This is a genomic window from Maribacter sedimenticola, from assembly GCF_900188415.1.
Classification (GTDB): Bacteria; Bacteroidota; Bacteroidia; order Flavobacteriales; family Flavobacteriaceae; genus Maribacter; species Maribacter sedimenticola.
The window spans coordinates 420,544-445,480 of the sequence record NZ_FZNV01000002.1 but is presented as its reverse complement, the minus strand read 5'-3'; the positions used below and the strand labels follow the sequence as shown (position 1 = coordinate 445,480).

Annotated in this window: 17 protein-coding genes; 7 read left to right on the top strand and 10 right to left on the bottom strand. The window is 37.5% G+C overall.

Going from position 1 to position 24,937, the window contains the following annotated elements:
• Positions 1 to 84 precede the first annotated feature (84 nt).
• Positions 85 to 450, top strand: coding sequence for a 6-phosphogluconate dehydrogenase (locus CHB68_RS06900; protein WP_089260125.1), 366 nt, complete (start codon positions 85 to 87; stop codon positions 448 to 450).
• Positions 451 to 486: 36 nt separating this feature from the next.
• Entirely contained in the window at positions 487 to 1,032 is a 546-nt protein-coding gene (locus tag CHB68_RS06895) for an acyl-CoA thioesterase (RefSeq protein WP_089260124.1), read from the top strand.
• On the opposite strand, the gene pgl is transcribed toward CHB68_RS06895, so the two are convergent.
• Together pgl and zwf are read right to left on the bottom strand one after the other, a co-directional pair.
• A complete protein-coding gene (pgl, locus tag CHB68_RS06890; protein ID WP_089260123.1) occupies positions 1,013 to 1,738 on the bottom strand; it encodes a 6-phosphogluconolactonase in 726 nt (241 codons plus the stop codon). The two genes, CHB68_RS06895 and pgl, sit on opposite strands and share 20 nt — an antisense overlap.
• A 34-nt stretch (positions 1,739 to 1,772) precedes the next feature.
• Complete coding sequence (gene zwf, locus CHB68_RS06885) at positions 1,773 to 3,305, bottom strand: glucose-6-phosphate dehydrogenase (protein ID WP_089260122.1); 1,533 nt, start codon at positions 3,303 to 3,305, stop codon at positions 1,773 to 1,775.
• 185 nt (positions 3,306 to 3,490) lie between these two features.
• On the opposite strand from zwf, the gene gndA reads away from it, so the two are divergent.
• The 4 genes from gndA to CHB68_RS06865 are packed head-to-tail and all read left to right on the top strand — an operon-like array spanning position 3,491 to position 6,637.
• The gene (gene gndA, locus CHB68_RS06880) at positions 3,491 to 4,891 is read left to right on the top strand and encodes an NADP-dependent phosphogluconate dehydrogenase (protein ID WP_089260121.1); all 1,401 of its coding nucleotides are present in this window, start codon (positions 3,491 to 3,493) and stop codon (positions 4,889 to 4,891) included.
• A gap of 10 nt (positions 4,892 to 4,901) precedes the next feature.
• Complete coding sequence (locus CHB68_RS06875) at positions 4,902 to 5,441, top strand: DUF3124 domain-containing protein (RefSeq protein WP_218822489.1); 540 nt, start codon at positions 4,902 to 4,904, stop codon at positions 5,439 to 5,441.
• Positions 5,442 to 5,473: 32 nt separating this feature from the next.
• A complete protein-coding gene (locus tag CHB68_RS06870; RefSeq protein ID WP_179213158.1) occupies positions 5,474 to 5,809 on the top strand; it encodes a n-acetylglutamate synthase in 336 nt (111 codons plus the stop codon).
• A 15-nt stretch (positions 5,810 to 5,824) separates the two neighbouring features.
• Positions 5,825 to 6,637 (top strand): SDR family oxidoreductase, encoded by an 813-nt coding sequence (locus CHB68_RS06865; RefSeq protein WP_089260118.1) that lies wholly within the window; start codon positions 5,825 to 5,827, stop codon positions 6,635 to 6,637.
• Between the two features lie 7 nt (positions 6,638 to 6,644).
• On the opposite strand, the gene CHB68_RS06860 is transcribed toward CHB68_RS06865, so the two are convergent.
• The 6 genes from CHB68_RS06860 to CHB68_RS06835 form a co-directional block, all read right to left on the bottom strand.
• Positions 6,645 to 10,673, bottom strand: a complete 4,029-nt coding sequence (locus CHB68_RS06860; RefSeq protein WP_089260117.1) for a hybrid sensor histidine kinase/response regulator transcription factor — start codon at positions 10,671 to 10,673, stop codon at positions 6,645 to 6,647.
• A 65-nt stretch (positions 10,674 to 10,738) separates the two neighbouring features.
• Positions 10,739 to 12,274, bottom strand: a complete 1,536-nt coding sequence (locus CHB68_RS06855; RefSeq protein WP_089260116.1) for a glycoside hydrolase family 28 protein — start codon at positions 12,272 to 12,274, stop codon at positions 10,739 to 10,741.
• Between the two features lie 6 nt (positions 12,275 to 12,280).
• Entirely contained in the window at positions 12,281 to 14,590 is a 2,310-nt protein-coding gene (locus CHB68_RS06850; RefSeq protein WP_089260115.1) for a GH92 family glycosyl hydrolase, read from the bottom strand.
• A 54-nt stretch (positions 14,591 to 14,644) separates the two neighbouring features.
• Positions 14,645 to 16,435 carry a hypothetical protein gene (locus CHB68_RS06845; RefSeq protein ID WP_089260114.1) on the bottom strand — a complete coding sequence of 597 codons (1,791 nt, stop codon included), beginning with the start codon at positions 16,433 to 16,435 and terminating at the stop codon, positions 14,645 to 14,647.
• Between the two features lie 209 nt (positions 16,436 to 16,644).
• Positions 16,645 to 18,306: a RagB/SusD family nutrient uptake outer membrane protein gene (locus tag CHB68_RS06840; protein WP_089260113.1), complete on the bottom strand. Its 1,662-nt coding sequence runs from the start codon at positions 18,304 to 18,306 to the stop codon at positions 16,645 to 16,647.
• 17 nt (positions 18,307 to 18,323) lie between these two features.
• Complete coding sequence (locus CHB68_RS06835; protein WP_089260112.1) at positions 18,324 to 21,392, bottom strand: SusC/RagA family TonB-linked outer membrane protein; 3,069 nt, start codon at positions 21,390 to 21,392, stop codon at positions 18,324 to 18,326.
• A 368-nt stretch (positions 21,393 to 21,760) separates the two neighbouring features.
• Between CHB68_RS06835 and CHB68_RS06830 the strand changes: the two genes are divergently transcribed.
• A complete protein-coding gene (locus CHB68_RS06830) occupies positions 21,761 to 22,132 on the top strand; it encodes a GIY-YIG nuclease family protein (RefSeq protein ID WP_394339887.1) in 372 nt (123 codons plus the stop codon).
• A 39-nt stretch (positions 22,133 to 22,171) separates the two neighbouring features.
• On the opposite strand, the gene CHB68_RS06825 is transcribed toward CHB68_RS06830, so the two are convergent.
• Both CHB68_RS06825 and CHB68_RS06820 read right to left on the bottom strand, forming a co-directional pair.
• Complete coding sequence (locus CHB68_RS06825) at positions 22,172 to 23,389, bottom strand: Pycsar system effector family protein (protein ID WP_089260111.1); 1,218 nt, start codon at positions 23,387 to 23,389, stop codon at positions 22,172 to 22,174.
• A 52-nt stretch (positions 23,390 to 23,441) separates the two neighbouring features.
• A complete protein-coding gene (locus CHB68_RS06820; protein WP_245838857.1) occupies positions 23,442 to 24,737 on the bottom strand; it encodes a hypothetical protein in 1,296 nt (431 codons plus the stop codon).
• Positions 24,738 to 24,937: the final 200 nt, after the last annotated feature.

Sequence of the window (24,937 nt, the reverse complement as noted above, 5' to 3'; positions counted from 1 at the left end):
TTACTAGTAAAACTAAAATTTCAGCTATATCTTGACCTCGCATTAATTTTGTTGTTGAACAGATTTATTTAAAATATAAACCACATGAAAAAAATACTTTCACTAATAGTTTTTGGTGTTATAGCACTGGGAGCCATTTATTATGCCTTTATCTACTTTGTGTCATTTAGCGAAGGAGTGCGTTCCGGTGAATTGATCAAACTTACCCGTAAAGGCGTTATTGCAAAAACATGGGAAGGTGAGATCAGTCAAGGAATATCCGGTGCACAAATTTTTTCTTTTTCTGTTCTGGACAAGGACAAAGAGGTCATAGAAAAGTTAAAGGAATACCAAGGCCAGTACGTTAAGGTAAATTACACAGAGCGTTATGCCACTTTTTTCTGGTTGGGAGACACTAAATATTTTATTACCGATGTAGAACGTGAACAATCTCCACATTTTAGAAATTAGTTGAATTTATAATTGTTTAAAGCACATCCCCAACAGATGGAAAAGTATAAAAACGTAAAGGAATCAAGGGTATCCATAACAGAACTTATGCTACCCTCACACTCCAATTTTGGAGGCAAGGTTCATGGCGGCTATATTTTAAACTTAATGGATCAAATAGCATTTGCATGTGCATCCAAACATTCACAACAATATTGCGTTACGGCATCTGTCAATAGGGTGAATTTTCTTAATCCAATTGAAGTGGGCGAGCTGGTTACCTTAAAGGCAAGCATTAATTATACGGGGCGTACCTCAATGGTGGTTGGTGTACGCGTGGAATCTGAAAATATTACCTCAGGAAAGAAAAAGCATTGTAATTCCTCTTATTTTACAATGGTTGCCAAAGGAGATGATGGCAAAAACGTTCCCGTTCCCGGACTAATCATATCCGATGATCAAGGGGTACGCCGTTTTGCAAGGAGCAAATACCGCAAATTAGAAGCCCAGGAACGTGATACCAAATTTGAATCAAAGACGTTTAACCCGCAAGCCTATATCAAGGAGTTGGAAAATGAAAATATTAAGATTGATCTAAAGTAAGCAGTTTTGCCGCTGCGGCATCCAAGAACCAAACTAAATCCTTAGTCTTTGGAGATACATGACTTGCAGGGTAATCCAAATAGTCCTCTTCCCGATCAATTATAACCTTTACTTTCTCCGCCTTACTTTCTCCAGTAACCAAAAACGTTACTGTTTTAGCATTGTTGATAATCCTACCGGTCAATGAAACCCTAAGTTGACCCGATTCCGGATGCATGGCCACCTCACAATTGTCCGGTGAGACCCACAACTTTAATTCATGTGGAAATATGGATGCCGTATGCCCGTCATCTCCCATTCCAAGTATGACCAAATCAAATTGTGGCAAACCCAATTCCTTGGGCAACAGATCTTCTAAGAGTTCACCATAACGTTTTGCCTCTTCCTTTGGATTTTCTTCACCTTTGATTCTATGGATATTTTTCTCCGGTATATTAATTTTGGACAACAAATGTTCTACCGTCATCTTATAATTACTCTCGTCATCATCCGGTGCTACACAACGCTCATCTCCCCAATAAAAATGAATAAGGTTCCAATCTACTTTATCGGAAAATTTTTCCGCTAGGACATCAAAGACTATTTTAGGGGTACTACCACCAGATAACGCCACATGAAATGGGCTTTTAGTGGATGATTTTTCTATAAAATACTTTGAAAATTCCTCTGCAACCTTTTCTTTATTTTGATAAACTTTAATTTCCATTCTCTATACTATATTTTATAACGTATTACAGGTTTTAGCAAATTACACAGAAACCTGGGTCATCGGCTAAATTTTCACTAGGGTTGCGCCACTCCCCTAGACCCTCTATCAAATCATTGGCATTTTCCGGACCCCAAACACCTGCGGCGTATCCGTACATTTTAACATCTTTACCATTTTTCCAGTAATCCAAAATAGGATCAACAAAGGCCCATGCCGCCTCCACTTCATCTGCCCTGGCATACAAGGTGGCATCTCCTTGCATAGCGTCCAATAACAGTCGCTCGTAAGCTTCCATAACATGATTTTCGGTCAAGCTAGAATAGTAGAAGTCCATATTGGCACGTTCCACCTCAAAACCTTGGCCCGGAACCTTAACACCAAATTTCAACAATATACCTTCATCTGGCTGTATCCTAATAATTAATTTATTGTCTTTATTGCTTACACCGGATTCCTTAAAAATTTGATGATGTGGTGTCTTAAAATGTATGACCACCTCTGTTACCTTTGTGGGCATACGTTTGGCCGTTCTTACATAAAAGGGTACATCTGCCCATCGCCAATTATCAACAAAAAACTTAATGGCGGCAAAGGTTTCCGTTGTTGAATCCTCGTCCACACCATCTTCTTCCCTATATCCCTTAACTTCCTCCCCTTCTATTTTAGAGGCCACGTACTGTGCCCTTATTGTATTTTCATAGAGGGTTTTTTCATCTGTCATTATCTTAAGGGACTTCAACGCCTTTAACTTCTCATTACGTATTTCCTCTGCATTGGCACTTAATGGGGGTTCCATTACGATCAAGGCTACAATCTGTAATAGATGACTTTGAAACATATCCCTTAACGCCCCACTCTTATCGTAATATCCTCCACGTTTTTCAACACCCACGCTCTCCGCATTTGTAATTTCTACGTGGTGTATGTAATTTCTGTTCCATAACGGCTCAAAAATACTGTTGGCAAAACGGGTAACCAATAAATTTTGAACGGTCTCCTTGCCTAAATAATGATCGATTCTAAATATCTGTCCTTCTTTAAAATAGGAATGTAGCCCTTTGTTAAGATCCTGTGCTGTTTCTAAACTATATCCAAACGGTTTCTCAACGATCAGCCTTCGCCAACCATTGGTCTGATCGTTTAATCCTTGATCGGATAAATTTTTAGCTATAGGCTCGTAAAGACTTGGTGGGGTAGATAAATAAAAGATATGGTTTCCGTTAGTGCCATATTTTTGATCAAGGTCAGAAATGCGTTTTTCCAAACGTTCATACGAAGTATCATATTCTGAACCCAAGTCCTCATAAAATAGTTTATTGGCGAACTTTTGAATAAATTCCTCATCAAACTGCTTACGGTCCTCCTCAAGATAAACACTTTCCAAAACTACCTTGTTCCTGAATTTTAGATCACCAAGGTCACTTCTACTAACACCAAGCACTACAAAGTTCTCCGGAAGATGATTGCCCTTATATAAATTAAAGATTGCGGGAATTAATTTTCTTGCGGTCAAATCTCCAGATGCTCCAAATATGATGAGCATTTGATTGTCTGTGTTCTTCATAAACGCTTTCTATACTATTTTTAGAATATATTGATAAGAAAAGCAAATTTACGTTGCTTTGCAACTGCATTAACCATTAAAGTCAATATTTTAAATTAATTTTGAACTATACCGTATAGGGCCTAGGAATTCCTATAACAAAATAAATTCCTAAAGTGATAATTTAATTCTATAAACAACTTTTTATGTACGATTTTGGATTGGTAGGTCTTGGAGTAATGGGACGTAATTTTATACTTAATGTTGCGGATAACGGATTCTCTGCCTTTGGGTATGATCTAGATGCCGAAAAGGTGAATTCCTTAAAAAATGAAGGAGGAAATTTAGAGCAAGTAGATGCCTCTACCAATATTAAGACCTTTGTAAAGAATCTTAAGCAGCCACGTAAAATAATGTTATTGGTACCTGCCGGAAAAGTTGTAGATGCCGTAATAGAATCATTGTTACCACATATTGACAAAGGCGATATCATCATTGATGGCGGTAATTCCTTTTTTACCGATACCGACCGTAGGGAAGCTACGTTACAGAACCGGGGCATCAATTTCTTTGGGGCCGGGGTTTCAGGAGGTGCCAAAGGAGCTCGTAAGGGCCCAAGTATTATGCCCGGCGGATCCAAATCTGCCTATGAGCATATAAAGCCCATATTTGAAGCTGTATCCGCAAAATATAATGGTGAACCCTGCGTAGCTTATTTAGGTCCAAAATCTGCAGGTAATTATGTTAAAATGGTGCATAACGGTATTGAATATGGCCTAATGCAACTTACTTCCGAAATATATGATGTATTAAGAAAAGGGGGCAATCATGATAATGATGAATTACATGACATTTTCGCCAGTTGGAACGCTGGTAGGTTACAGTCTTTTCTTGTTGAAATAACCTCTGAAATCTTTAAGCAAGAGGACACACTGGTCAAAGGCCGTTTGGTTGATCAAATTTTGGATAAGGCCAAGCAGAAAGGTACGGGTAAATGGACCAGCCAAAATGCGATGGACTTGGGTATACCAGTCCCCTCTATAGATGTGGCCGTTAGTATGCGCGAGATTTCTGCATTAAAAGATGAAAGATTCAAGGCAGATGCCCTTTATGATAGACCAACCGTGCAACATATGGAAAAGGCACAATTGACCGATCTTTCAGAAAAGGCATTGTATTTCTCGTTTATTGTTACCTATGCCCAAGGATTGCACCAATTGGCAGATGCCTCTAAAGAATATGGATATCAACTGGATATTTCTGTCATTGCTAAAATATGGAGGGCCGGTTGTATTATCCGTGCAGGCCTACTAGCAGATATCACCGAAGCTTTTAAGGCGGAGCCTGCATTACCCAACCTTTTGCTCTCTGCCACATTTGTGGATAAGATCAAAGATACCGTTGATGCAGCCAGGAAGTTAGTTGCCTTTGGGGCAACAAACGGTATACCGCTTCCAGGACTATCCAATTCACTTACCTATTTTGATGCCTATACCTCTAGTAAGTTACCGCTGAACCTTATTCAGGCTCAACGCGACTACTTTGGGTCTCATACCTATGAGCGATTGGACAGAGAAGGAATTTTCCATACCGAGTGGGAAGCTTAATATCACAAAATTGAAAACATCCGTATTTAAAATATTTGGATATTGTACAATGGCACTTTTGGTACATACCATGAGTTCATGTAAAGAGGTCAACCCCAAGGAACAACCTGTAGAAATTTTGGATGACCATACATTGAACAGAAGGGCAAATGCCACCATTAGCGATTCATTATTGCGACAGGTTTATGTGCCAATCTATTCCGATATCTATAACCAGACGAGGGACACAAGGACGTTACTTACCGCTACGTTAAGCATACGAAACACCAGTATTCGTGATAGTCTATTCGTTAGTAAAATAGATTATTATAATACTCAGGGAGATTTGGTTAGAAGTTATCTTGATGCCCCTATTTACCTTAAGCCTATGGAAACTATTGATTATGTTATAGAACAGCAGGACACCTCAGGAGGTAGCGGTGCCAATTTTATCATAGATTGGTATTCCAAGAAAAAATTGAATCCCCTGTTCCAGGCAGTAATGGTAGGTGGTCTTGGCGCACAGGCTTTTTCCTTTACAACGGAAGGTGTTGAAGTAGAGCAAGAATAGACCTTTTTTAATCTGGTATTGGCAAGTTTATTATGAACTATGACAACAAACGTTTTAAAGTTGTTACAACTTCAGAAAATGGGGAAACCGGGAATGGAACCATTTTTCTTTATAAACAAAACGGTGCTGTACTTACTGCCACCTATTCAGGAGGCCAAATTACAACAGGACACATACTCGGTATTGTTGATGCCAACGGAACAATAGATATGCGCTATCATCAAATTAATGTGCAAGGTGAGCTCATGACAGGCATATGCCGATCAACGCCCCAAGTTCTGCCAAATGGAAAAATTAGACTTCATGAGCAATGGCGTTGGACATCAGGAGATAAATCCGAAGGTGTTTCCATTATAGAAGAGATTTAAGCTAAAAACAGTACAATGCAAACGTTCCACAATAAGATTGCCCTCGTAACCGGAGGAGCTTCGGGTATTGGAGAAATCATGGTTAGATTACTCCTTGAAAGAGGAGCTACGGTCATTATATGGGACATTGACGATAGTGCTTTTACCAGGTTGCAATCTACTTACGGCACTTTGGGCTCTTTGGTGCTTATGAAGGTTGACGTTACCGATATCCAAAGTATACATGCTACGGCAAAAAACGTCTTAAACAACTTTAACGGGGTAGATTTTCTTATTAATAATGCAGGTATCATTGTAGGCAAGTATTTATCTGAACATACCGTAGCGGATATTGATAGGACCATGCAAATTAATGCCAAAGCCCCTATACACGTTACCCATGCATTTATAAATTCCATGATGGAGAGAAATACGGGTCATATATGTAATATTGCTTCGTCCGGCGGCTTATTATCTAACCCAAAAATGTCCGTGTACGTAGCAAGTAAATGGTCCCTAATAGGTTTTTCCGAAAGTGTACGCCTAGAAATGGAACAATTAAACAAGAACATTAAGGTAACCACCGTAATGCCTTATTATATAGCTACCGGAATGTTTAATGGAGTACGTTCAAAAATTCCCATCTTGGAACCTGAAGCAACTGCATTGACCATCATTACCTCTATAGAGAAAAACAAAAAAATGGTTACGATACCCGGTTATATGTATAGATTGATACGCTTTGCGCAAGCTGTACTACCAATAACAACTTTTGATTGGCTTACCGGTAAAGTCCTAGGGGTATATCATACCATGGACCATTTTACTGGAAGACCACCTAAAGAATAAAAGTTTTCTATTTTAATAGCTTACTGGGGGGATATCCAAATTGTTTTTTAAAGCAACGGCTAAAATATAACGGATCATTAAACCCAATTAAATTCGTAACCTCAGAAACATTGTACTTTTTTGATTTTAATAAGGACGCTGATTTTTTCAATCGTACCGTCCTAATAAATTCCGTAGGTGCCAAATCTGTCAGTTCCTTTATTTTCTGATATAATTTAGAGGAGCTCATTCCCAACTCTTGGCATAGAAAAGAAGTTGATAAATCTGATTTATCCAAATTGGAATTGATCAACTCCGTAACCTTGAGCATAAGCGACTTATCTACGGGAGAATGCGTGAGCAAGCTGACCTCACTTTCTGTTTCGGCCGCAAATTTTGCTTTAAGATCCAAACGTGTTTTAATAATATTCTCTATCATTAATCTTAACAATGACGGATCAAAAGGTTTTACCAAATAACCGTCCGCACCTGTGCCATATCCTTTGACCTTATCCTTATTATCTGACAATGCAGTCAATAATACTACGGGAATATGACTTATAAATTGATCGTTCTTTAGTTTCTCACAAAACTCGAGTCCGTTCATTACGGGCATCATTACATCGGATACACATAAGGTAGGTCTTATCTGCCTACAAATAGTCAATGCCTGATCTCCATTTTCCGCTTCATATACTTTATAAAATCCAGACAAATAATCCACTAAATATTTTCTTAGTTCCGCATTGTCATCTATTACCAATATTTTTTGTTTTAATCCGGTATCTTGAATAATTTTTTTGGGTGCATCTTTCAATTCTTCGTTTTTGCTATGTTTTGGCAACGAAAGTTCAAACACCTCATCGTCCTCATAAAATCTACGTTCTATAGGCAATTCTACCATAAATATGCTACCCTTGTCCAAATTACTTTTTACCTCAATGCTACCTTTATGAAGTTCCACCAATGATTGTACTAATGAAAGACCAATTCCTGACCCCGTGTTGTTTTGTTTAGTAGAGGTGGCTTGGTAAAACCTATTGAAAATCTTTTTCTGACTTTTCTTGGAAATACCTATCCCATTATCACTTACTTCTATATTTAATTTTCCTGTTTTTTCATTATAGCGTAAATAAAGTTCTACGTTACCAAAGTCCGGCGTAAATTTTAATGCGTTGGATAATAGATTATACAGAATTTTATCAAATTTGTCATTATCTATCCAACCATGTATATCTTCATTTTCTGTGATAAAGCTTAGTTCAATATTCTTGTTATTGGCCAATTCCTTATATGAATCGAATATATTTTTTGAATAGGCCAAAATATCCGTTTCCATTGTTTTTAGCTTAAGTTCACCACTTTGTGCTTTTCTAAAATCAAGAACCTGGTTTACCAAAGAAAACAACCTGTTTGCATTGTTATGAATTAGCTCATACCTGCTTTTTTGGTACGTTGTCACTTGCTGTGCATTATCTTCCAACAGTTGTTTAACAGGTCCTAAAATAAGGGTCAGTGGTGTTCTGAGCTCATGTGAGATATTCGTGAAGAAACGTAATTTTTCATTGTTCAATTTAACATCATGTTCCCTATTGACCTTTTCCGTCAATAATTCTTGTTTTAATCGAATACGATTCTTAATCTCCCTCCTTACCAAATAAATTACCGAACCTAAAAGAATCAAAAATAATAGGATTGCCTTGGGGGTCATCCAAAAAGGGGGGGTAATCTCTATTTGATAAGATGCGGTCTCACTCCATTGTCCATCACCGTTCCTGGAACGAATCTTGAATATATAATCCCCTGGAAATAAATTGGTATACTGTACCGTACGGGAAAAACCTGTGGTAGTGATCCATTGATCATCAAAACCCTCTAACATATATTCAAAACTGTTCAGCTTTTCGTTGGCAAAAGTAGGTTCTGAAAATTGCAACGAAAAATTTCGGTTATCATAGTTGAGCTCTACCTTTTTAGAAAGGTTGATATCCGATCGTAACGGAACTTGGCCGTTGACTTCCATACCAGGCGTAACTTCTTTGTTCTGTATCCTAAACGCAGTTATAACCGGTGTTGTACTAGATAGGTTCCTCTCCAATGTTTCCGTAGAAAAATGGATAATACCACTTTTGGCGCCAAGATAAATATTCCTGCCATCTGCGGTGTAAAACCCCCCGGAGCTAAATACGTCTAATCTATTACCACTATTTACTTGATAGATATTTGCCTCATTGGTCAAAGTATTGAGTTTTGCAATACTGTTATTGTTCATATTGAGCCACAGGTTATTATCACTATCGTTCAAAATATCGGTTACCCATCTGCCCGAAAGTTCTTTATGTTTTAAGTAGGTCTGAAAACTATCTGATGTACGGTCATAATAACTAAATCCATATCTTGAGGAAGCCCAAATAATATCGTTATCATCTTTAAGGATATCACTCACGTTATTAGCATCAGGAAAGTTTATTTTTTCGTCCGAAAGTGCATCATAAACCTTAAATTCCCCAGAATCCATACTTAAACGAACAATACCTGTCTCTGTTGCGGACCATATGTCATTACCATCCTTGACCATGGTATTGATTTGAAAACCATCTAAAAATCTTTGATCATAAGGTGTTACGCTTAAATTTTCCGTATTCAAGAGTACTGCTCCCTCACCAAAAGAACTTACTAAAATAGTATTTGTGTTGAGCTGTGTAAATGCCAACACTGGCGAAGCCGTAAAACCGGTCTCAATGACTTTTGCTTTATTACGGATGTAGTCATATACCTGCACTTTGCCGTTCCATAGTCCACAATAGAAAAGCTTACCATCTACCGTATAAATACTGGCCATATCCGTACCAATGTCCAATAATGCTTCATACCCATTACCATTGGAAACAAAAAGACCGTTATTTCGCGTAGCTACAATGATCCTATCATCAAATGCTTTTGAGAATCCCCTGATTCTAGGGGCCTTGTTACCTATTAGTCTTGAGATATCCTTATTGAGCGCAAACTGATTTTCAACCGGATCATACTTGTCCAGACCATCTTCGGTGCCTATCCACAACACACCAGATTTATCAAAAAACAATGCCGATACCAAATTGTCCACCAACGATGTACCGTCTGACAAAACGGATTGGTGAAGTTCATACTTCCCTGTGGTCAAATCTTCCATTTGATGGCATACCACTACCCCATCTAAAGTCCCTAACCAATATTTGCCATCAGGGGCCCTTGCCAATGCCAAAAAATACGGTCCTAGATTATTACCTTGTTCATTTTTAGAAATAACCAAATTGTTAAAGCCATCTATTGCCAAATCTAACTTATACAGTCCCTCACGTGTTCCTATAAATAGGTCTCCCTTATGATCTTGATCTATGAAATTTATATAGGGGTTTATTTCGGTACTATTGGGAATATCCAAAGTATACCTTTTAATCTGTTGAATGGCTCCTGATGCATTTAAATAAATTTTTGCCACCCCGCCAGAGCCATAACTACCGATCCAGATATTACCTTCCTTATCTTCAAATATATCTTTAACGTAGTTAAACCCCTCTATTTCAACATGCTCAAAACTATCTTTATCAGGATACAGGATACTTAAACCCTCATTCTTAGTTCCTACCCAAATCCGTTGAAATTGATCAATATATATAGATCTGATCTCTTGATCTGGCAAGGCATCTTTTTTATTGTCCTCAGGAAGATAGGTATGGAACGTGTGGGTATCCATATTAAAACGAGTTAGTCCGCCACGGGTACCTATCCACATGGTATTGGTCCGCTCATCTATCTCAAGGGCGGTTATATCATCGTTCAACAATGTTTTTTGTCCTGGAGAAGTACTTAGATATTGTTTGAATTGATAGCCATCAAATCTATTAAGCCCGGAAAATGTACCAAACCATAGAAAACCATGTTTATCTTGGTTAATATATCTAACCGAATTATGGGAGAGCCCGTTGTTATCATTATAATGATTGAATTTCAGGTTTTGCGAACTTAACTGTAAGCTCACCAACACCATCAACATAAAACTATAACAATATTTCATTGAATTTTCACTATCTATTTATTCTCATAAAATAGGCATTTAAACGCTTAACAAACAAACTTTACCTAAAGCTTTTCTAGTTGTTGCAAAAGCTCCTCATCTATAGAATTAATTGATGCATCTTTGAGGATAATCTCACTTTTATTACTTTTTGGCACCTCTAATCTTGAAAGTGTAATATTGGAGACATCATCAAATATTATGGCAGGTCTAAAATCCTCATTTTCCAAAGTAAAGATGATATTTTTCATAGTAATGCCCGTTACATGACGTACATATAGCCCATACGCAGGAAGCTCTCCAAACATTGAAAATTCTGGATAGCCTTTTACCTCTTCCTTTACTTGATTTAATCTACTCAATGGCACATAGGCCATTCCTTTTGACGCCCTGCCCGGATATCTAATCGTAATATTTTCTAATTGAACATTTTCTACATGGTACCCTTCAATACCTGTAATAGAAGATGGAAATGGATTATGAAAGAAATTTACTTCTGGTCCCCTTAAATCATAATCGATATCGGGCCTGCCAAATGGCACCTGAACATCTATATTCGTTATACTAACATCCTTGACTACACCTGGTCTGTCCCCTGATCGATGACCCAAACGTATAAATAATGCATTACCGGTATTTAAGGCCGTTATGTTATTTACCTTAACGTTTTCTATAATTCCCCCATCAACCGATTCTATGGCAATGGCAGATCTAAACGTATCAAAAACTTTAATGTTCTCTATGGTTACGTTCTTGAAACCACCTAAGGATGCCGTACCAAACTTAATGGCACTGGCGCTGGACCTAATGGTGCAATTTGCAATATATATACCATCATTATAATGGTCTTTAGAATGCGATTTTAAACAAATACCGTCATCTGCAGCATCTATATTACAATTGGTTATACTTACATTTTTACAATCTACAATGTCAAAACCATCGTTGTTCCAATAGGCTCGGTTATGAATAGTGACACTGTCATACCTAACATCCGTACATTGCTCAATGGTCTGGAGCCAACTGGCGGAACTCTTTAGGGTAACATTGGAAAAATTTACATTGGTACACCTAAGTAAATTTATCAATTCTGGTCTATGCAACTCATTTGGCCGCATGCGTTTCTTGTTATATTTAGGGTCTATACGCTCCCCAATGTGGTGAAGACTATCTATGGCCAATGCCAATTTCCTCCCTTGTCCATCTATAGTTCCTTTACCGGTTATAGAGATATTATTGGCTTCCTTTGCCACGATCAGAGCCAGGTTACCCTGCTCCAATTTTTTATATTGATAGGCGTCTGTAGTGCCCAATAATATAGCACCCTCGTTTAATTGTAGATGTACATTATCCTTTAGCTCAATGGTACCTGATAAATATGTACCCTCTGTTAAAACAACCTTACCTCCCTTAGCTTTATGTGCCGCATCTATAGCTTGCTGTATGGCTTGCGTACTTAATTCCTCTCCTTTGTCCGATGCCCCAAAATCAGTTACTTGGTACTCTTTTATGTTTTGGAGTTGCGTTTGGCCCATTGTGGTACAGTGGGTCAACAATAACAAGGTAAATACTAATGGTATATATAATGGATTCGTTTTCATTCCTGTTTAATTTGCACTGTTTTTCATATTCAATATCAATTCTCCTCCTTTTACAATATCTGAATGCCGTATGTTATAATTGGGCAATTCCGTACCATTGAATACCGGTATGTCAGAATATATATTGGATGCATTGTTGTCCTTTGCCTGTATGGTAAATGTTTCTCCTTGATAATATCCAGGATGAAGTTTAATGCTAATTTTATTGAAGATAGGACTCCCTATTTGGTATTCAGGATTTTCCTCAGTGCCTCCGTTCATTTGAAATAATCCTATTTTATATAATACATTAAGGCTTCCCATTAACCCCTGATCTTCATCGCCATTATATCCTGTATTTGGTGCTAGTCCGCTAAAGGCTTTTTCAACAACCTTACGGGTCCAATACTGCGTTAAATCTGGTCTACCCAGTTTATTGAACGCAAAAGGGGTCTGTATAGAAGGTTGATTACCTAGGTTTACGGGAATTCTTCTATACTCCGGATGCAGTTCACTTTCATGGGAATTTCCCGAGGTAAAATTCAATTCCTCTGCCTTTATAAATTGCGCGTTTAATTTTTCAACGGCAGTATCCTTTCCTCCCATTAAAGCACTTAAGCCATCCATGTCATGGGGAACAAACCAGGTAGATTGGGCCGCATTAGATTCTACAAACCCGTTTTCATATACGTAGGGATCAAAATCTTTTGACCATTCCCCCTCCACATTCCTAGCCTGCATCCATCCGCTAGCAGGATTGAATACATTTTTGTAATTCTTTGAACGATTTTCAAAATATTGCCGATCTTCCTCCCTGCCAATTTTTTTGGCCAATTGAGCCAAGGTAAAATCTTGATAGGCATACTCCAAGGTTTGTCCAGATCCATCTAAATGAATACCAAATTTACCCTCTGGCAAAGGCCAAGGCACATAGCCTTTCTCCAAATAATATTTTAGCCCTCCACCTATATCCGTATCATGTTCATAACCTGCTTTGCCCATGATTCCTCCAAGCATATGGTTTTTTTTCAGAGCAGAATAAATGGTATCCAATTGTTCGTTTACAATTCCTTTTTGAATGGCAGATACAATAAAGGGTGTTGAGGATGCGCCAGTCATTACATTGGTATAGTTGCCGCCAGATGGTCCTCTTGGTACCAGCCCACCATCTTTATAATACTGCATTAACGATTGGCTAAATTCATGCATAATATCAGGGTATACCAATCCCCAAAGGGTATTTATCGTCCATTGCGCACCCCAAAAGGAATCCGAGTTATAGTGGTTAAACTTTGGAGTTCCTTGCTCATTAAGGGGTAATTGCCCTATTCTAAACTCCTTGCCCGTGTTGTCCGGATACGCCCCATTGACATCACTAATAATCCTTCTTCCCTGTAAGGCATGCCACAGATCGGTATAAAATCTTCGTTGGTCCTGATCGGAACCCCCTTCTATCTGAATACGGGACAACATTGTATTCCATTCCAACTTGGACTCGTTTACAGTTTTACTAAAGTCCCAATGGGGAAGTTCCGTAATTATATTGGTCTCCGCATTATTGATAGAGGTATATGAAATACCAACCTTCATCAACACAGGATCTTCAGTGTCGTTCAATACCACCATATAATTATTGGTCTGCTCATCCTGTTCAATAGTACCTATGGGTGTATTGAACTTTATTTTAAAATATGTAGTCAACGGTTTTGGCCTTCTTCTGGTAGGTGTCATCACAAAACTCCCGGAAAGTTCCATATTGGAATCTTTTTGCAGGGTGCCATCAATATTTTCGTTTGGTCCCAATACGGTATTCAAATTCAATAGAACCGATCGTGACTTAGTTCCTTTAGCATAGGTATATTTATGAAAACCTACCCTCTTTGTACTGGTCAATTCTGCTGTGATACCATACCGCTCTAATTCCAAATAATGATACCCCGGTGATATAATTTCCTCATTATGGTCAAAACTTGAATAAAAATCAGTAAAAATAGTGCTATCCCTTTCTGTTGTGGTTTTTATAGGCATAACGGAAAGACCGGACATTTGCCATGCATGTATATGGCTAAATCCTTTAATAGTGTCCACTTTGTAACGATAACCACTACCCCAAGCACCATTAATTTCCGTATCTGGACTTAGGTTTACCATACCAAAAGGCCTGTTGGCAGATGAAAAGAAAAACCAACGTGAATTTTCAGTATCCAATTGTGGGTATACCAAATCTACCAGTTGTACTTCCATATCATTCTTATCCTTTTCGCAAGAGGTAAGGCACAAGGCTAGAATTATCAATTTTAAACTATCCCAGAATAAAGATTTTTTCTTGTTGACCATTGGTGTGGTTTATTGATTGCTTACTTATAATTTTATATCGATTTTACTTCAACCTTAACTTAAGGTTAAGCTATGGGCAAAAGGTGTAATACCTGTTATATATACATATTCGCCATCTGTTTGTAGTGTTCCGTTATGATATCCGTATTGTTCACTTTCCAATCTAGAAACCCGATCATGCATGTACAGCCCCGGCCCAAATGTAATTTGATCCTCTCCTACCTGATACATTCCAAAACCCGATTTAAGTAAATGTTTATCGGTATCCAAGGTTGTTGTTCCGGTTAACGTACCCCCTTTTTCAAAACACATCTCTAAGGTAACTTCCACATGGGGCGGTCCATCTACCTTGATATCAATGTTAAGTTTTCCGTTATGCTCAATTAATGTTATGTCCGTAACCTGTGTTTTAACATTACTCTTTTTCCTAGAATCAAAGTCCATTTTGTTCCAAAATCTTTTATCGTGAGATTCTGACAATTTATAATCCCCATTATACAAATGATACTGCTTTTCTAAAGGCTGGTAATAATAGGCTTCTTTCTTTTCATGTAATTTATAGGATGTTCCTTGTTTTGTAATTCCTTCGCTTCTAAAATAACCCATTCTAAAGAATGATGTTGACAATCGCATGTGTTTTAATATCACCGCTCCCTTACGATACGTTAGAAAATTTGGGTTCGATGATTTCCCCGATACAATTTCCAACGGCCTATCAATACCACCAAATAAGGCCATTGTAATATTACCTCTCTTTATCCTAACCAAATGGGACGACGAAAACATCTTTTCATACTCCTCAAGTATAAGATTGGATTTAGGCAACTCATACCCCAATTCTGGCTCAATCATAAATTCTATCAAGGAACGGGAAAGAATAACCGAATCAAAATCAGCAAATCCTTCTATTTGTTTCGTCATATATACCAGTAAAGGATTTTTAGTCCGTAGAGCCATATATCTATACTGCACATAAAACTTGGTTATTGTAGAAGGTCGTAATTGATCTTGCCTTCGAGAATCAATAGAGACTACATCACCATTTGGCTCTGTATAATAGCAATAAGTAATCAAGTTTTTAAGAACCGAATCTAGAAGCGCTGGCCTTTGTAGTGTTTTTGCAATGGTTATCAATGCCCTGTTGATGACGGCGGAATAATTGGCACTACGCTCAAGATAATGACCATCATTATTGGTATAAACACCTTCCGCCAACCATTGCTCTATCCTATTGACGTATTTTTCGTCAGGATAAAGTTCATAAATTCCCGCTAAAGCTGCACAGACCACCCATCTATGGTTTGGGGTATGTACACCACCAGTTACCATTGCTTCCCCGGCATTTAAGATAAATTTTTCTATGCTTTTTGTCAAAATATTGGTGTTCTTGAAGTTGTCTTTTTTCAAAACACTCATTGCACCACATACATGCTCCAATACAAATGCCGTATCCGGAGGTGATTGCCGGTTTCCTCCAGAATCCAACGTACCATCTTCATATTGACCTTTCAATAAAATATCAGCATAAAGTTGCAAAGCTTCCAATACGCGTTGTGACCGATAAAAGTCTGAATCCTTATGGGAAAAAGAAGCTGCCATAACGGATATATTCCTGGCAACATTTCTAAAGGAAGAAAATCTTGTTGAACTGGACAATTTCTCTTCATTTAACAATGATTTGACACTTTGATCATTAGCCTCTAAAAATCTTGATATTAGTAACTTATCACTTTTTTTATCTACAAATTTTGTACCCATTGCCCATATACCTTGACTATACCATAATCCGGCCATGGCCAAGCTACCCACTGATAAAAATTGTGCACGACTTATATTATTTTTCATGGTATGTTATAATGGTAAATGATTTCTTCCTTTAAATGTACTATTTCATTCTCTTAATTGACCCTGAACCATTCAATATCCTAAGCTGATAGTAGTCTTTAGTGAATTTCTTACGTATTATAAAAATGAATAGAAGAAGGGCGGACAAACCAGTCCGCCCTAACTAACAAAAAACTGCTCACTCAACTAACAAATTTTCATGTATGCTTTTAATATCCAGGATTTTGCTCAATGTTATTATTGGATAAAATAATTTCCGTGGCCGGAATTGGTCTTAACAAATGAACAGATGGATCAAATGAACCATGGTCCACTACATGCGGGTTGTATTGATTAATACGCTCCTGCAATTTTCCGGTTCTTTTCAAATCGTTCCACCTACTGGCTTCACCGGCTAGTTCCAAGGCTCTTTCATTTAAGATATCGTCAATTGTTACGGTAGCATAAAAATCCGCTTCTCCTGTTGCTCTTTCCCTTACAATATTGATATGGGAAAGCGCCTGTGCAGGACTTCCCGCTCCCAAATAAGCTTCTGCTGCAATTAAATGCGTTTCTGCAATCCTAAATACAAAAGTATCCCGGTAACCACCTTCAAGCTCATCAAAACCAACATCTTCAAATTTTTTGAATATCGGGAAATTTGCAAAGATTGTATTATCCGTATACTGATAATTAACTCCGGCCACATTTTCCGGCGAATCATTAAAGTAATATTCATCTGGCTGATACACATAGTATCTGTTTAATTTATCCGATAGGTCATCTTCTGAAATCGCCTGCTTTGGAAAATAGATGATGGTATCACCAACCGCAATGTTATCCGTACCTACCGCATCCTCAGTATCTGTATACAACACCCTATGAAAGGTTGCCTCATCCCTGGTATCGTTTTCATCAAAAAGGGAATAGAAAAATTCTGTAGGCATAACATCACCACCTCTTATACCGTATGGGTTTTGTCTGCTCATACCCGGTAATTCATTTACTGCAAATCTTATGATTGAATGCTTGGTGTTGTTTCTATCCTGAAAATCTCCTCCGGAACCATATTGAATGGAAAACAAGATTTCATCGTTTACCTGATTGTCATAATCAAAAACTTCAGCATAACTCTGTGTTCTGATATCATATCCACCTATAGCAGTTTCCGCCAAACTTGCGGCCGTACTAAAATCATTACTATCTCCAAAAGATGTATAAGCCCTAGTCAAATATACCTTTGCCAATAGATGCTGTGCCGCTCTCTTTGAAAGTCTGCCGGTTGCGGGCACATCCTCCAAATTTGGAATGGACTCCTCTAAATCGGTAATTATTTGTGCATATGTTTCCTGCTCACTAGCACGGACATAATCAGAACTAATTTCATTGATTTCCTCTAAGGTAAGTACTACCCCACCAAACTGTTGCACCAGATTAAAATAAGCCATAGCACGCATTGTTCTAGCTTGTGCAATACCATTGTCCCTTGCAGGAATATTAGAAGGTGTCCATTCTATTTCATTGGTATATCGGTTTATTGCAATATTGGCTTTACTGATAACATTATAATTATCTCGCCACTCATTGGCAAACTCCCCTGTACTACTATTAATGTTTACATATACGTTTAAAGGGTGTAAATCTGTATTTATATTGCCCTGGGTGGTAAATATATCCGTACCGAGCATATGGATATCATATCCTTTGTACACGGCCCGTAATGAGTTATATACACCAACAACCAGCCTATCTGCATTGTCTTCCGTTATAAAATCCTCCCCTGTTAAATTAGAGAAATTTTCCTCTTCAATATATTTATTACAAGAATAGGCAGTAACAGCTAGAGCTGCAAGCATAAGCAACCGCCCTACATTTTTTTTATATCTATTCATTTTCTTAAATTTTATTTTTAGAATGCTACTTTTAAACCAATTAAGGTAGTCCTGGTCTGAAAACTCATATCATATGAATTCTGTAAACCTGTTTCTGGATCGGGTCCTTGAAAATCCGTGAACGTAAAAGGATTTTGAACATCTATGGACAACCTTGCGCTGGTCATATGAAATTTATCCAACAAGGTTGCAGGAAAACTATAGCCTAGACCAATATTTCCAATTTTAACAAAAGACATATCCTCAAAAAAGTATTCACCTTGTGTTGGGCCTATTCCCGGTAACGGGTTTTCTGCATTTGGTGAATCAGGTGTCCAATAGGCAGCATCTATCTTACTAAACCTCGTTTCGCCATTGGTATCATGATGTTGATGAAATTCCGAATGGCCAAAAACACCTTGTCTTGTATACATCATCACTGACATATCCAAATTCTTGTATTTAAAATTATTGGTCATACCCCCCGTCCAATCAGGTGCCGTAGTCCCAATTACGACCTTATCATTGGCGGCATCAAGTATACCATCATTATTCTGGTCAACATATTTATGTTCCCCTGGTACTGCATTATATACTGCGGCCTCAGCTGCTTCGTCTATTTGCCAAATACCATCCTTTTCATAAGAATATATAGCATCTGATGGCTGGCCCACTATTAAGGCACTATGCCTACCAAATACTTGTAAGTCCAAATCTCCTTCCAACTTCAAAATCTCATTTTTGTTCTTGGCAAAATTTAAACTGGTATTCCAGCTAAAATCCTCTGTCTGTATATTCTTGGTATTCAAGGTAAATTCTATACCTCTATTGTTCATAGAACCAAAATTCCCTACCGCACTGCTAAATCCGGTAACATTCAACAAGTTTCTTGAAAATATGGCACCTTCCGTGGTCTTGTCATATAATTCCAACGAAAAATTAACCCTGTTGTTCAGCATACCAAAATCTACACCTAAGTTCACCTCGTCTGAAACTTCCCATGTCAATTCCGGATTTGAAAGACCGTTTACAATATTTCCGTTCGTTAGATCATCACCAAATAGATAATTGCTATTGTTCAAGAAAGCGAACGATCTATAGGGCGATACCGTATTGTAGTTTCCGGATTTACCATAACTGATCCTGAATTTTAAGTTGGTCAACCAATCTGCATTCTGTAAAAATTGCTCTTCACTGGCACGCCATGCAAAAGCAGCGGATGGAAAGAAGTTCCATTTGTTACCTTCGGCAAGTTTAGAGGCTCCATCATATCTACCTGTAAAAGTGAACAAGTACTTATCATTGACATTGTAATTTATACGTCCTGCCACAGAAGCCGTGGTTTCCTTTTCATAATAAGAACTATATTGCCTAACATCCGTACCGGCGCTTGTATTATAAAAACCGTGAAAATCCGGAACATTCCTGGTTTCTATATTATTTCCTTCCAATTGGTTGTAATATACAGAAGTGATTAATGTTGCACCCAGTTTCTGCTTGTCCGTAATGTCAAAATTAAAATCGGCCGTATTATCCCATGTATATGAGTTCCTTAAATCTACCCCATAATAAGCCCTGGTCCTGGAGGGATCGTTTCTTGCAGATTTAGTAAGTAGTCCCCTATGCTCACCATTTCTGGTAGATGATAAATTAGGGGAGAACGTAGTTTTTAACTTTAACCAATCGCTAGGCTCATATTGAACATAGAAATTAGAGATTACATTTAAAATCCTTTGATTGTTTTTCCATGCCCCGTTTACCTCATAATACGGATTTACGAATCGCTGGTCCTCGTTATCAGGATATAATATCAATTCACCATTATCATCAAAAGGATCTGCGGTAACCGGCAATCTATAGGCGCTTCTAAATAGTTCCCTACTTCCTTTTTCTTGTTCTGAATAGGAGAGATATGCCCGTAGACCTATGGTAAAACGATTCATCTTTTTGGACAAGGAAGTTGAGGCGGTATACCGCTCATATGCCTGGTCATTACCTACGACACCCTCATCTTTTAAGTAACCTATAGAACTGCTGTATACCAAACCATTTTGCCCTCCGGACATAGAAACTGTATGGCTTGACTGAACCGCTGTCCTGGTAATATAGTCTATCCAATCAAAATAATTTCTATTGGCAATATTGTCCGTTTCGCCATTATCAAAGAATGATTGGCTTCTATTAATCGTATAATTATCAAAATCTGCAGGGGTAGGATCTGGTGTTGAACTATTCAACCATTCTGCCTTCCATTGCTGTGCCCTTAAATTATCATCTATAAATTCAATATATTCATCTCCGGACATGATATCCACCAAATTGCTCGCGGAACTTACCCCAAAAGAGGCGTCATATGAAAATTGTGTTTTACCTTCAATACCGTTCTTGGTGGTAATTATAACAACACCGTTAGCTCCCCTTGATCCATAAATAGCAGTGGCCGAAGCATCTTTTAGAATATCCATTTGTTGAATATCCGCAGGATTTAAAATATTGATGTTATCCAAGAATATCCCATCTACCACGTATAAAGGTCTGGATAAATCTGCCGTAACATCATCACTCTGCCCATCCGCATTTGCCTGGTTACTATTGGTAATTACCGTATTACCCCTTACCCTAATGGATAACGGTGAACCAGGCTTGGAATTTAAACGCCTTACATCTACACCGGCAACCGTTCCACGAACCGCCTGACCCAAATCCGTTCTGCGCTGTTCCGTTAATTCCTCTGCTCCGATAGATGCTACAGCGCCCGTTAAATCTGTTTTCTTAACGGACCCATAACCAATGACTACGACTTCATCTAGCTTTGCCGTATCCTCCATAAGAACTACATCTATTGTAGTTTGATCCTGGTAGATAATTTCTTGACCCTTAAAACCTAGATAACTGAATACCAACGTTTCTCCTTTAGAAACCCTTATTTGATAATTTCCATCAAAATCAGTTACCGTTCCGTTAGAGGTTCCTTTTACCATAATGTTTACACCGGGTATAGGAGTACCGGTTTCATCATTCACAACCCCAGAGAGTTGATCTTGGGCCCATAATGTAGAGCCCAGGCCCAGACAAATGACCCATATTAATTTTTTAAGTCCGTTCATAAGTTGATTGTTTAGTAGTTACGGACCGAATATATTTTAGCTTAAGGAAATTAATATGGACAAATCATTCCGAAACATGGATTTAAAGTTTACAAAACAATTAATTGATTGATTTTCAGTTATTTATAGGTTGTAAAAAATTAACATTTTATTTACAAACAATTTATTTTTTAAAAAAATACATGCATATTCTTCAATTTTATAGTATGAATTTTAGCAAAACAAAACAATATTGACATGGATTTATTAAGATTAATAAATTTTACACCCTACTATTGCGATTTTAAAAAAGATGATTGCCTATATAATGCAAAAAGGTTGATTTTCTTTTGTTTTATAAACCCTAACTTGTATGTAGAATTGTTATAATGATATTCACTCCATTAGGTATGGCAAAAGCACAATATTCCATTTATGTTATTGAACTATCCAAGAAAATATATACTGAAAACAAAAAGTTCAGGGAGGCCAACCCTCAATTTAATGGTGTCCTGGAATGTTTGTATGTAGGTATGACCAGCAAAACACCCAAAGAACGTTTTGAACAACATAAAAATGGCACATTAAGTAAAAAAGGAATTAATATTTCATCATCCATCGTTAGAAAATATGGGCTCTATCTTAGGGGAAGCCTATACAATCATATTCCATTAATACCAACTAAAGTAGAGGCGTTAAAGATGGAAAAACAATTGGCATTGGAATTGCGCAGAAAAAAATATGCGGTCTGGTTCAATTAATATAGATTGTCCTGTAAAGCATTACACGTTTTTCATAATCTATTGTACTGCCGGAGTGACGGCATCTAACAGTTCATCCTCCATACCAAAATATTTTAAAGCGAAGCCGAAAGCAATTACGGATAATATAACGCCAACCAAAAATATGGTATAGGTCCAACGTAGCAATCTATACTTGTGCTGAAGTACTTTTCCTAAATAGTAAAGATCTATGGTCAAGGAGTCATATATTGACTCTTTATTTTTTATTATGTTCCTTATTTTTGATTTAAAATCTGAAAGATCCATTGAATGAAAGTTGCCAAAAAATAAAAAATTGGTATCCTTTTTCTTTATATCATCTTCCATAAGATTAGCGTTATCCACTTTGGGTCTGGTTGCTAAAACGGACATAATCATAGAAGCAATACTAAACAATATAAAGATTACTGTTGGGTAAATTAAATATGAATTGGAGGGCGCATCCAACTTGGGCAAAAGATTGGCCAATAACAATGAAATGATAATAGCATTGACCGATAGTAAAATATTTGCTTTTGTATCTGCTATATCACTTAATTTAATATGGTTTCTTAATTCAATACGGTAAAGGGATTGTATAGCACGTTGAGGACTCTCATCTTTCAATTTTGCCTTTAGCGTCTCTTTTTTATAATTCTTTTCCGCTTTTTGGATGGAAGAAATTAAGGAAAGCATATTATCTTCCTTTTTTTCCTGCCAATTTTCCTTGGCATAATCCGTATAGAACGTATGCTGAACCCTAAGTTTTTCCACATATTCCATTCGCCATGTATGCAGATCCGGAACTTTTTTCTCAAAATTTTGAAGTTCTAAACGCAATAATTGTAAAAGTTCCTCAAAATCATTAGAAGCATAAAAATAGGTATTGATATCCTTAACCAATGCTTCCTCATTAGTTGTAGGATGTTCATTGGACCAAGCTTTTTCAATAAGCTTACCAACTTGATCTATTTCTTCTTCCGCAACTTCTTCTTGCCTTAAAAAATCTACGGCCAATTGTACACTTTCTGTAATGTGCCCATCATAATCTTTAGCGTATCCTGCATTTAAAAACCAAATTGCGACCAATACAAGATTTTGATCTATTTGGGTGTTATCCTCCTCTAAAATCAATTCCGCTTTTTTCACCAACTTATTGGTATACCCTTGACTATGAAAAAGAAAATTTTTATTCAATTGTTCCGCTAACAAAATTTTTACATATTTGGCCGCTTTTTTTACATGGGTAGAATTCATACTTGTGGTATTTACCTTATTTCTTTATTATGACTTTTAATGTTTTGATTTATTATCTTTCATTGTTATCGTTCCCCGAACAACTGAAACAGGCCAATTGGGTGTCATTCAACTTTAAATCCTCTGAGCCGTTTAATGGTTCGGTTACTGGTTCTGCGGAAGCTACAACATCATGAAATTCCTTGGCATAGGTTACCAAATCATTCCTTCTTTGCTTTATTTTACCAATCAAATTATCGGCATCCAATTCACGAATTTCTTTAGGCCATACCGCAAATGCCTTGGTAATTTCCTCATCTGATAATAATACTTGCAGTTCCCTAGCTTCCACCTCAAAAATATTTTCATCAAAATCTCTCATAAAATAAATATCAAAGGGAGAAACCAAACCTTTTAAAAAATCAATATCACTTTCAAATGATTGAACCTCCGGCAGAAATGTATTATTGGAAATTAATGTGGGGAGTACGCCCTCAAGATTAAAGAACGCATTATCTCGATCACAGGGCATGGGAATTGCTACCTTCATCTCTGAACTATCCTTGATTGCCCACCCCCACTGTTTGGAATGGCGGTCCCAATCACCAATAAGCAGATCGAACAACCTGGCCCTTACCAAGGCGCTATGATCAACAATTACATTTTTATTTTTCTCAAATTTAAGTTCTTGTAGATCCTCAGTATCAAGCAATGTCCTTACCGCATTTATTCCTAGCCACTGTGCGTTTCCTTCTGTCTCATATTCCAATAGAAATAAACGGTTACCGAATTTCTCGTTATAATTGCCCAAAAAGTCCTGTTCCGGAACAAAGACCAACCGTGGTCTGGTATTTAATATTTTTGCCGCATCAGCTAATTTGGCGACCACCAAGGCTGCATAAGGATGTTGTGCAGAAATACCATCCACCACTATATTTTCCAATCCAAGTGATTCTGCCACTTTAGGAATTAATGGCGAGGGATCTTTACTAACACTTCTAAGGGTAAGCAATGTACCATCTGCTGTTTTCAACTTTAAGGAATGTGTCTGGTGACCCCCACCCTCTTCTAAAATATGTACCCCGTCAAGTAAGGTATCCAAAAAGACGATAGGTACTTTTACTGGAGTTGACCACGCTTTTCTATATTGCTCTCCTTGCATTATGTTCTTAATAGTATTGCCTTCATAAAGTGTGCTGGCCGCAACCAAAACAGAATCAAATTCCCTGAAATTGATTTGTTTCATTTCTTCACGACCAACAATTTCACAAGTGTCGAAGGTTTTAGAAGTACTGGAAAGCGACCAATACGTGAAACCCACAAAAAGTGCTATCACAATAATTACAGCTAAAAGAACTTTTTTGCCCATTTCTACAGTTAAATTCCTATACTGTAAGATTACCTATTTTTTGAACGAACTTAGTTTGCTATAAATTTTTATTTTAACCTTAAACAATAATTTTAAAAGGATAATGTAGATTGTAAAGAATATTGCTGAAAGTTATCGTTACACTAAAAATCCGGTACAAAAAAAGGGGTAAACAACGGCCTTGGCCATGTTTACCCCAA

What these genes read in the sequence shown, in the direction of transcription:
- zwf (WP_089260122.1), bottom strand. Translation starts at nt 3,305, where the DNA reads ATGAAGAACACAGACAATCAAATGCTCATCATATTTGGAGCATCTGGA.
- CHB68_RS06840 (WP_089260113.1), bottom strand. Translation starts at nt 18,306, where the DNA reads ATGAATAGATATAAAAAAAATGTAGGGCGGTTGCTTATGCTTGCAGCT.
- CHB68_RS06865 (WP_089260118.1), top strand. Translation starts at nt 5,825, where the DNA reads ATGCAAACGTTCCACAATAAGATTGCCCTCGTAACCGGAGGAGCTTCG.
- CHB68_RS06850 (WP_089260115.1), bottom strand. Translation starts at nt 14,590, where the DNA reads ATGGTCAACAAGAAAAAATCTTTATTCTGGGATAGTTTAAAATTGATA.
- CHB68_RS06830 (WP_394339887.1), top strand. Translation starts at nt 21,761, where the DNA reads ATGATATTCACTCCATTAGGTATGGCAAAAGCACAATATTCCATTTAT.
- pgl (WP_089260123.1), bottom strand. Translation starts at nt 1,738, where the DNA reads ATGGAAATTAAAGTTTATCAAAATAAAGAAAAGGTTGCAGAGGAATTT.
- CHB68_RS06860 (WP_089260117.1), bottom strand. Translation starts at nt 10,673, where the DNA reads ATGAAATATTGTTATAGTTTTATGTTGATGGTGTTGGTGAGCTTACAG.
- gndA (WP_089260121.1), top strand. Translation starts at nt 3,491, where the DNA reads ATGTACGATTTTGGATTGGTAGGTCTTGGAGTAATGGGACGTAATTTT.
- CHB68_RS06845 (WP_089260114.1), bottom strand. Translation starts at nt 16,435, where the DNA reads ATGAAAAATAATATAAGTCGTGCACAATTTTTATCAGTGGGTAGCTTG.
- CHB68_RS06835 (WP_089260112.1), bottom strand. Translation starts at nt 21,392, where the DNA reads ATGAACGGACTTAAAAAATTAATATGGGTCATTTGTCTGGGCCTGGGC.
- CHB68_RS06820 (WP_245838857.1), bottom strand. Translation starts at nt 24,737, where the DNA reads ATGGGCAAAAAAGTTCTTTTAGCTGTAATTATTGTGATAGCACTTTTT.
- CHB68_RS06870 (WP_179213158.1), top strand. Translation starts at nt 5,474, where the DNA reads ATGAACTATGACAACAAACGTTTTAAAGTTGTTACAACTTCAGAAAAT.
- CHB68_RS06895 (WP_089260124.1), top strand. Translation starts at nt 487, where the DNA reads ATGGAAAAGTATAAAAACGTAAAGGAATCAAGGGTATCCATAACAGAA.
- CHB68_RS06900 (WP_089260125.1), top strand. Translation starts at nt 85, where the DNA reads ATGAAAAAAATACTTTCACTAATAGTTTTTGGTGTTATAGCACTGGGA.
- CHB68_RS06825 (WP_089260111.1), bottom strand. Translation starts at nt 23,389, where the DNA reads ATGAATTCTACCCATGTAAAAAAAGCGGCCAAATATGTAAAAATTTTG.
- CHB68_RS06855 (WP_089260116.1), bottom strand. Translation starts at nt 12,274, where the DNA reads ATGAAAACGAATCCATTATATATACCATTAGTATTTACCTTGTTATTG.